The 8,651-nt window shown below is 48.1% G+C and carries 8 protein-coding genes; 7 read left to right on the top strand and 1 reads right to left on the bottom strand.

The window, feature by feature from the left end:
- Positions 1-1,187 precede the first annotated feature (1,187 nt).
- The 5 genes from pyrB (at position 1,188) to ACTHUR_RS09525 (ending at position 4,724) form a co-directional block, all read left to right on the top strand.
- Positions 1,188-2,108: an aspartate carbamoyltransferase gene (pyrB, locus tag ACTHUR_RS09545; protein WP_039862268.1), complete on the top strand. Its 921-nt coding sequence runs from the start codon at positions 1,188-1,190 to the stop codon at positions 2,106-2,108.
- A gap of 10 nt (positions 2,109-2,118) precedes the next feature.
- Positions 2,119-2,577: an aspartate carbamoyltransferase regulatory subunit gene (pyrI, locus tag ACTHUR_RS09540; RefSeq protein ID WP_004520167.1), complete on the top strand. Its 459-nt coding sequence runs from the start codon at positions 2,119-2,121 to the stop codon at positions 2,575-2,577.
- A gap of 193 nt (positions 2,578-2,770) precedes the next feature.
- Positions 2,771-3,436, top strand: a complete 666-nt coding sequence (locus ACTHUR_RS09535) for a hypothetical protein (protein ID WP_049336352.1) — start codon at positions 2,771-2,773, stop codon at positions 3,434-3,436.
- Between the two features lie 275 nt (positions 3,437-3,711).
- Positions 3,712-4,575, top strand: a complete 864-nt coding sequence (locus ACTHUR_RS09530; protein ID WP_049336349.1) for a GNAT family N-acetyltransferase — start codon at positions 3,712-3,714, stop codon at positions 4,573-4,575.
- A gap of 23 nt (positions 4,576-4,598) precedes the next feature.
- Positions 4,599-4,724 carry a hypothetical protein gene (locus ACTHUR_RS09525; protein WP_256388874.1) on the top strand — a complete coding sequence of 42 codons (126 nt, stop codon included), beginning with the start codon at positions 4,599-4,601 and terminating at the stop codon, positions 4,722-4,724.
- A 65-nt stretch (positions 4,725-4,789) separates the two neighbouring features.
- Here ACTHUR_RS09525 and ACTHUR_RS09520 read toward each other — a convergent pair whose 3' ends face one another.
- Positions 4,790-5,293, bottom strand: a complete 504-nt coding sequence (locus ACTHUR_RS09520) for a hypothetical protein (protein WP_049336347.1) — start codon at positions 5,291-5,293, stop codon at positions 4,790-4,792.
- Between the two features lie 213 nt (positions 5,294-5,506).
- On the opposite strand from ACTHUR_RS09520, the gene pyk reads away from it, so the two are divergent.
- Together pyk and ACTHUR_RS09510 are read left to right on the top strand one after the other, a co-directional pair.
- Complete coding sequence (pyk, locus tag ACTHUR_RS09515; protein ID WP_049337966.1) at positions 5,507-6,979, top strand: pyruvate kinase; 1,473 nt, start codon at positions 5,507-5,509, stop codon at positions 6,977-6,979.
- A gap of 175 nt (positions 6,980-7,154) precedes the next feature.
- A complete protein-coding gene (locus ACTHUR_RS09510; RefSeq protein WP_004520172.1) occupies positions 7,155-8,570 on the top strand; it encodes an OmpP1/FadL family transporter in 1,416 nt (471 codons plus the stop codon).
- Positions 8,571-8,651: the final 81 nt, after the last annotated feature.

The following is an 8,651-nucleotide window of genomic DNA, read 5'->3' as shown; positions in this document are numbered from 1 at the left end:
CAGGGAGGCGGAGCCGAGGGTGCTGCGCTTGAACGAGTCGCTGACGGCGGTGGTGTGCGGGAAGATGAAGGGGAAGGGCAGCTGTACGGACGGTGAGGAGATATTTAGGGGCAATGATGCGGAGTGTAAGCCTTTTACGGGGTGACAATAGGGTGGAAAGGAGATAAGAAAGTAAAAAGGACGTGCACAGGCACGTCTTTGGGGGAGGCTGATCTCAACCTCGAGTACTGCATTATTGTCTTAACCCGTTTTATTATTTTGACGAACTGAATATTTCAAATCCAGTACCTTATGCTGACACTGCAACCAGCCGGCGGAAGGTAATGCCCTGGTCAGAACTATTAGGAATTAACTGTAAATTGAGCGGGAAAGTTTAAAAGTAGAGAAAGCGGTAGTTTAAGTTATTGATGCAACATTATTCAGACGGCCCGAGCGGTCATGGGTAAGGATAATAAAAGATAAAGGCTGTAGACAAATTACACCAAGCAAAGATAGCATTGTCTGCAGGGTAAAAGGCTGGTTGATACAGCAAACATATATCTGTATCTATTTTGAAAGGCTATATTGAGAAACTGCACATCACTCCTTCAATATCGACGAGATAAGGTATGGCAGAAGGTTCGATCAAAGGCTACGGCAGCAAAACAGATGGCACCTAGAAAAACATCAGCTACAGACCTGCATTATCGCAAAGCCCTTTGCAACAACTCATCGACGGAAACGCAAATCAAACACAACCGAATATTTGTCGAAAAACCCGTTATGTGGTTGAACAAAGCTTTGTTACGTTTCACTGTAAATCAGGGTGTGAACCTAATTTGCTTTAGGCAACATGGGTGTGCAACGCTATTCGAAAGCGATATGTTTGAATCGTTGAAGTGGTTAACAGCTTACTTGCGCTTGTTTGCTCCTACAAGATGCGAGCATTGGGAAGATAAAAGGGAGCTGTCAAGTCCCTGTGTTTGATTTTTGGCTGTTGGGGATGAAGGATTTTTTGCAAAGGTCTCAGACCGTCTGAAAACTTGATAGAAGCAGTCGTCTGTTAAATATGCGATAATGCGGGAGATTTCATGGGTGTGGTAGAAACATGGTTGTGATTGTCCGACGGGGATGATGTCGGGCAACGATGGAATCGGTTTGCTTGAAACGCCCGCCTGTTGCGGGCTTTTTTATGGGAAGGAATGGTCATGCCTAATCCGCTTTATCGGCAACATATTATTTCAATTTCAGATTTGACGACGGAGCAGCTCGAATTGCTGCTTCAGACGGCCTTGAAGTTGAAAAAGCAGCCTCGCGAAGATTTGCTTGAAGGTAAATTGATTGGTTCGTGCTTTTTTGAACCCTCTACCCGTACGCGTTTGTCTTTTGAAACGGCGGTACAGCGTTTGGGTGGGAAAGTTATCGGTTTTTCCGATGGCGCGAATACCAGCGCGAAAAAGGGTGAAACGCTTGCAGATACTGCGAGGATTATTTCCAGTTATACGGATGCGATTATTCAGCGACACCCGAAAGACGGTGCGGCCCGTGTGGCGGCCGAGTTTTCGAGCGTGCCCGTGATTAATGCCGGCGATGGTACCAACCAACATCCAAGCCAGACGCTTTTGGATCTGGTAACGATTTATGAAACACAAGGTAGTTTGAGCAATTTGAAGATTGCGATGGCCGGTGATTTGAAATATGGCCGTACGGTACACTCATTATGTCAAGCATTGAAGCGTTGGGGTTGTGAGTTTGCATTTGTTTCTCCTCCCAGCTTGGCGATGCCGGACTATATCACTGAAGAGCTGGAGGAGGCCAGTTGCCCTTATCAAGTCCTGTCCAGCTTGGAAGAAGCGGTCGAATGGGCGGATATTTTGTACATGACCCGCGTTCAGCGCGAACGTTTTGATGAGCAGGAATTTGCCAAAATTCAGGGTAAATTCAATCTTGATGCGCCGATGTTGGCAAACGCCAAACCCAATTTGCGCGTCTTGCATCCTTTACCGAGGGTAGATGAAATTCATCCGAATGTGGATAAAACACCTCATGCCTATTATTTTGAACAGGCAACCAATGGAGTGTATGCACGGATGGCGATTTTGTCTTTGGTATTGAACGAAGAAGTTTAAGGAGCGAAAGATGGAAAACTCAAAACTCAGCGTTGAAGCAATCGAACAAGGTACGGTGATTGACCATATTCCTGCTGGTAAAGGCTTGGCCATTTTAAGACAGTTTAAGCTGCTGCATTATGGCAGCGCGGTTACGGTTGGTTTTAATTTGCCCAGTAAAACGCAGGGAAGCAAAGACATTATCAAAATCAGCGGTGTGTGGTTGGATGCCAATGCGGCCAACCGTTTAGCTTTATTTGCCCCTGAAGCAGTGGTCAACAAAATCGATCGGTTTAAGGTGGTTGAGAAACAGCATTTGTCATTGCCGGACGAGATTTCGGAAGTGTTCCGTTGCCCGAATACTAATTGTGCCAGTCATGGCGAGCCGGTCATCAGTCGCTTTTATGTCCGTTCACATAATGGTCAGACGCGTTTGAAATGCCATTATTGCGAAAAAACCTTCTCGCGTGATTCGGTTGCCGAAGCCTGATAAAAATCTCAGGCCGTCTGAAAATACGGCTATACGGTTTGAGTTGTCTGCTTGATACATTAGTTTCATAAAAAGCAAGATATTAAGCAAATTGCGTTAAAATTACGTTAAAATAATGCCTTCCGGGTTGATGACATTATTCGCCCGAAAGGCATTATTTTTTAATAACATGATACGAAATGTAGGAAAACTCATGCACTCATCCATACAAAGCCGGTTTGCCCCAATTTTATACGTCTTGATTTTCTTTGCCGGATTTTTAGCCGCACAAGTTTGGTTTAATCAGCAAGCCTATTTGACCAATCTTCCCCTTTTGGTTACAGCCATTTCTGCCGTTGCATTTGTTTGGTTGATTTGGGCCGTCGTATCTGCGCGATCCAAAGCTAAAAGCAAGATGTTGCACCGTGAGCAGCTGATTCAAAAAGAGAGCATTCATCCTGTTTTGCATGCGACGTTGCAACGTTCTGATGGACAAACGGATTTATTGGTTTTGGTTGTCCGCAATAGCGGTAAGGGCTTGGCGAAGAATGTGCGTTTTGAGGCTGAGGCTTTGCCGGATCACTTGCCGAGCAAGCTGGTTGCCGATGCAGTTATGCGCTTGGAGATGTTTTCCGGCGGCGTGGATATGCTGGCATCGGGAGAATTGTATGGCGGCGTGTTTGCAAGCATGTTGGCGCTGGCTGCCGAATTGCCGGACCAAACATTCGGCGGAGTATTGAAACTGAAAGCCACTTATGAAAATGCCTTTGGCGATCAATGCACTTCAGAAAGCGTTTTGGATTTGAGCATATTGAATTTCAATTTGTCAGAAATTAAATCCAATGGCGAGCAAAAGCCCCGCAAGAAATTGTTGTATTGATATTCAAAATATGCAGGCCGTCTGAAACCGAAATACTTGTTTTCAGACGGCCTGTTGTTATTTTTCAAATGATTTTTGAAGAAAAAGAGGCGTATCGGGTATAATAATCAAAGAATTCGAAACGGATTGTCAGGCTCGGCAAGCCGTCTCATCATTGTCGTATTTCAAAACCTTACTGATATTTTTTCAATAATCTGTTGCTATGTATCGGAACTTTTTCTGATGTTGGCACTGGCGAAATATTCCTTCAGCCATTTACTCTCAGGAAGCTGCTTATGTTAGTGTGTAATCCTTATGAAGTTGTGATCCATGGTACGACCAGCAAAGGCAAGATTTTCCGACCAAGCGACTGGGCGGAGCGCCTGTGCGGTATTTTGTCCTCCTTTACTAAAGACAACCGCCTTTCCTATTCGAATTGGGTGCGCCCGATTTTGGTGGACAATGTCCGTTGTGTAGCGGTCGATAAAAAGTTGGAAGAAGACAATCCGCAAATGTTCCGTTTCTTGATGGACTTTGCAGCGGATAATGATTTGCGCGTGATTGACTGCAAAGCCTTGCTCAAAGAGCAAGAGAGCAAACAGCAGGGCGAAGTGCCGGTCGAGCGCGTTTTGTTGGCGCAGGCGATTGAAGAAAAACATGCAGCCGAGCGTGCGGAAGCGGCCAATGCTCAGCCTGAGCCTCAAGCTGCCGCGCCTGTGGTTGGCGTATTGCGTGAAATTCCGCCGGAAGAAACCGCAACCGCTTTTGCGGCATTGAGCATTTTGCGTTCTTCTTTGACCGATATTCACCGTTTCGTCGAACAAATCAACGAGCATCAGCGCAAAACCGGTTACCGCCTGTTGGGTATTTTTGAAGAAGGTAAACAAAATGCCGTGGCCGTATGCGGTTTCCATACTGCACATAACTTGGCCAGTGGTTACCATATCCATATTGATGATCTCGTAACCATGCCGCAATGCCGCCAAAAAGGCTATGCTTCACGCTTGTTGGAAGAAGTACGCAAAATCGGTGCGGAAACCGGCGCGACCAAAATCCATCTGAATGTCCATGTTAACCATGACCGTGCAGGTGCGCATCGTCTCTACTTCAAAAACGGATTTGAAATTTGCGCTTACCATTTCCGTTGCGATCCGAAATAATTTTTGTGGAAAGAGAGAAATCAATGTTGAAGATTTTGACCGCGGCTGTTTTGACACTGAGCTTGGCGGCCTGCGCATCAGGCAGCGGAGGCAGCTCGCAAATGTATGGTGAGATTAAGGCCAGTGTAGAAACCAGCCATCAACGTTGAGATATACAATGACAAGGCCGTCTGAAATAGGTTTTCCTGTTTCAGACGGCCTTTTTGCAACTTGATTAGAGTGTCGTGGAGGTGTCGTCAGCGGCAACAGTCCGATGCAGGCGATACCAATTGTACAGGCGCAGGATGCACAAGAAAGCGATGATGGGCATGCAGGCTGCGGTAACCAGATAACGCGGGTTGCTGAAGTTTAAAACGTTGTGCCCGGAAAGCAGCGACAAAGCGGCATGCAACCATTCCCACAAAGACGAAATGCTGAATGCCAAAACAGCCAACAGGCCGAGGGTTCGGAAAATACCGATGGGCAGGATTTGTTGGCGTAATACGGCGCGGTTGAGTTGGAACAAAACAATCAAACCGAAGCCGATGATACAGACCATGCCGCCGTTGGCGACGATTTGTAGGCTGTTGAAGGCAATGTCGGGCGTAACGGAAATTGTACCGGACTGGTTGGCGGCGGTTTGTTGCAAATTTAAGCCTTGCATGACATTAAGTACGAAACCGTAGATCAGGTCGGCCAAAACGATACCGATGGGTAGCGGAGTCAAAAAACGTTTCATGGATCAGTTGGGTATTCTATTAGTATGAGGGAGGCCGTCTGAAAATTAAAAATGACGACGTGAGAGTGTATTGTATCCGATAGAAAAGTAGGTTAATGCAAAAATAAATTTAGTTTAAGTCAGAAAATGATGTAATTTTACGCCAACATTATTGCATTAAGAGTACAATCTTCTTCATTATCAAACGTGAAATCAACAGGAAAGGACGTTTACATGAGCCAATTGCAACGTGATTTAACCCGTATCAGCCACAATACCAAAATTGTTGCCACACTGGGTCCGGGCAGCAACAATGTACAATTGTTGGAAGACATGATCCGTGTCGGCGGCCTTAATGTCGTCCGTTTCAATTTCAGCCACGGTACGCCGGAGTTTCATGAAGAAAATGCCCGTATCGTACGCGAAGCCGCGAAACGTGCGGGTCAGGAAATCGCCATTCTTGCCGACTTGCAAGGGCCTAAAATCCGTGTCGGTAAAATTGCCGGCGGCAGCATCGAGCTGAATAAAGATGAAACTTTGATTTTGGATGCCGCACTTGAAGGCGAAGGTACACGCGAAGCGGTGGGTTTGGACTACCGTGATTTGCCGAATGACGTCGCTGCCGGCGATGTTTTGTGGCTGGACGACGGCCTGTTGACTTTGACCGTTGAGGCGGTTGAAGGAAGTAAGATTATTACAAGGGTAGAAAACAGCCATGTGCTGAAAAGTAACAAAGGTATCAATAAACGCGGCGGTGGCCTGTCTGCCGGTGCGTTGACCGAAAAAGACTTCCGCGACCTGAAAACGGCGATTGCCATTGGTTGCGACTACTTGGCCATCAGCTTTGTGAAATCTGCCGAAGATTTGCACATCGCACGCGCCAAAGTCGAAGAAGAAATGAAAGGCAGTACAGCCGTACGTCCCGGTTTGGTTTCCAAAATCGAGCGCGTAGAAGCCATTGAAAATCTGGACGAAATCATCCTTGCCAGCGACGGTATTATGGTTGCCCGCGGCGACTTGGCAGTGGAAGTCGGCCATGCCGCCGTACCTGCCCTACAAAAACGCATGATCCGCCGCGCCCGTGAGTTGCGCCGCTTCAGCATTACCGCAACTCAAATGATGGAATCCATGATTACCAACCCTGTACCAACCCGCGCGGAAGTCAGCGACGTGGCCAACGCGGTATTGGACGGTACCGATGCGGTGATGTGTTCCGCCGAAACCGCCGTCGGTGCGTATCCGTTTGAAACCGTCAGCCAAATGGCGATTATTTGTGCGGCTGCGGAAAAAGAACAAGATTCGCTCAACGGCGTTGCCGAACAGGTCGAGTATCCCGAAGCCGTCAGCACCAACTTGGCGATTGCTGGCGGTGCGGTCAGCGTGGCGCGAGCAGTTCACGCCAAAGCCATCGTTGCCCTGACTGAAAGCGGTTCGACCGCCTTCGAAGTCAGCCGCCACAACATCACCCTGCCGATTTTTGCCCTGACGCCGAGTGTTTCAGCGCAACGCCGCATGGCGATGTACCGCGGCGTGCGTCCGTTGATTTTGGCAACCAGTACCGATCACGATACCGCGCTGAACGAAGTGGAAGCCATGCTGGTAGAACACAAAATCCTCCAAAGCGGCGACCAATACATCATCACCAGCGGTTCGCAAATGCGCGAATCCGGTTCGACCAATACGCTGGAAGTGTTGCAGGTTAAATAATTGCAGTGATCCGATAATTGGAAAAGCAGGCTGTTTTAGCCTGCTTTTTTGTGTAAAAAAAGAAAAGATTAGGCAAAAATAATGATGTAGTATAGAATTGAGTGCCTATACTAAATCAATAAAGGACGTTTCAGACGGCCTTTTTCTTTGTACGCCACTTTCACGGTAAACCAAAATGATTCATTTCAACCTGAAAAAAACAGCGTTTATTTTAAGCGCAGCACTGTTATCTACCGCCGTCCAAGCCTCCGGCTACCATTTCGGCACACAATCCGTTAACGCACAAGGCACGGCCAACGCCGCCGCCGCCGAAGCCGCCGATGCCTCAACTATTTTCTACAACCCGGCCGGTTTGAGCAAAATCGACAGCAGCCAAATTTCCGTCAACGCCAATATCGTTTTCCCAAGCATTCATTATGAGGCAGAATCTGCGAAACACTTCCGCACGGGTGCCGATGTCAGCGGCTCGACCAGCGGCAAAATTACCGAAACCACCGTTGCTCCGCACGTTTATAGCGCGTACAAAGCCAGCGACGATGTGACTTTGGGTTTGGGCGTGTACGTTCCTTTCGGTTCGGCAACCGAATACGAAAAAGATTCCGTCTTGCGCCACAACATCAACAAACTGGGTTTGACCACCATAGCCATCGAGCCGGTAGTTGCGTGGAAACTGAATGAGCAGCACGCCGTCGGTGCCGGTTTGATTGCCCAATATTCCAAAGCCGAATTGCGCAAATACTCCGACTGGGATGCTTCCGGCGCCATCAGCCAGTTGGCCAGCGGCTTGGCTTCCCGTCAAGCAGGCCGTCCCGTTGCTGTCGATGCGACCGGCAAAGCTGACGGTCATGCCGATGTAAAAGGTCACGATTGGGGCTTTGGTTACCAACTGGCGTGGATGTGGGACATCAACGAGCGCGCACGCGTGGGTGTGAACTATCGTTCCAAAGTATCGCATACGCTGAAAGGCACTGCCGATTGGGAAGCGGACGGCGCATATGCAAAACGCGCATGGGATTTGGGTGCAATGGCTGCACGCGGTTATGTGCCGAACGAAAAAGCCAGCGTAAAAATCGTAACGCCTGAGTCTTTGTCTGTTCATGGTATGTACCGCGCCACCGACAAAACCAACCTGTTCGGCGATGTGACTTGGACGCGCCATAGCCGCTTCAACAAAGCGGAGCTGGTGTTTGAAAACACCAAAAAAGTTGTCAACGGCCAATCTGACCGTACCGTTATCACGCCTAACTGGCGCAACACTTATAAAGTTGCATTCGGCGGCTCTTACCAAGTTACCGAACCATTGCAACTGCGTGCCGGTATCGCTTTCGATAAATCGCCGGTTAAAAGCGCTGAAGACCGTATGAACAGCCTGCCTGACGGCAACCGTATTTGGTTCTCCGTCGGTGCCAAATATCAACTGGGTAAAAACCATGTTATCGATGCGGCGTACAGCCATATCCACATCAATGACACGGTTTACCGCACCGGCAAAGCCAGCGGCAACGACGTGGACAGCCGCGGTGCATCCTCTGCCCGCTTCAAAAATAAAGCGGACATCTTGGGCTTGCAATACACTTACAAATTCAAATAATCGGATTTGAGTTGTGGATAAAAAGGCCGTCTGAAGATTTCAGACGGCCTTTTTGATTGGCAGGAACAGATGGAGCAATCC

This window comes from Neisseria sp. P0021.S007 (genome assembly GCF_051956855.1).
Note: the sequence above shows the minus strand (reverse complement) of the source record. Positions and strands in the feature narration are given on the sequence as shown.

Excerpts from the sequence above, each read along its gene's own strand:
- pyk (WP_049337966.1), top strand. The coding sequence starts at position 5,507 with ATGAGCCAATTGCAACGTGATTTAACCCGTATCAGCCACAATACCAAA.
- pyrI (WP_004520167.1), top strand. The coding sequence starts at position 2,119 with ATGGAAAACTCAAAACTCAGCGTTGAAGCAATCGAACAAGGTACGGTG.
- ACTHUR_RS09525 (WP_256388874.1), top strand. The coding sequence starts at position 4,599 with ATGTTGAAGATTTTGACCGCGGCTGTTTTGACACTGAGCTTGGCGGCC.
- pyrB (WP_039862268.1), top strand. The coding sequence starts at position 1,188 with ATGCCTAATCCGCTTTATCGGCAACATATTATTTCAATTTCAGATTTG.
- ACTHUR_RS09535 (WP_049336352.1), top strand. The coding sequence starts at position 2,771 with ATGCACTCATCCATACAAAGCCGGTTTGCCCCAATTTTATACGTCTTG.
- ACTHUR_RS09530 (WP_049336349.1), top strand. The coding sequence starts at position 3,712 with ATGTTAGTGTGTAATCCTTATGAAGTTGTGATCCATGGTACGACCAGC.
- ACTHUR_RS09510 (WP_004520172.1), top strand. The coding sequence starts at position 7,155 with ATGATTCATTTCAACCTGAAAAAAACAGCGTTTATTTTAAGCGCAGCA.
- ACTHUR_RS09520 (WP_049336347.1), bottom strand. The coding sequence starts at position 5,293 with ATGAAACGTTTTTTGACTCCGCTACCCATCGGTATCGTTTTGGCCGAC.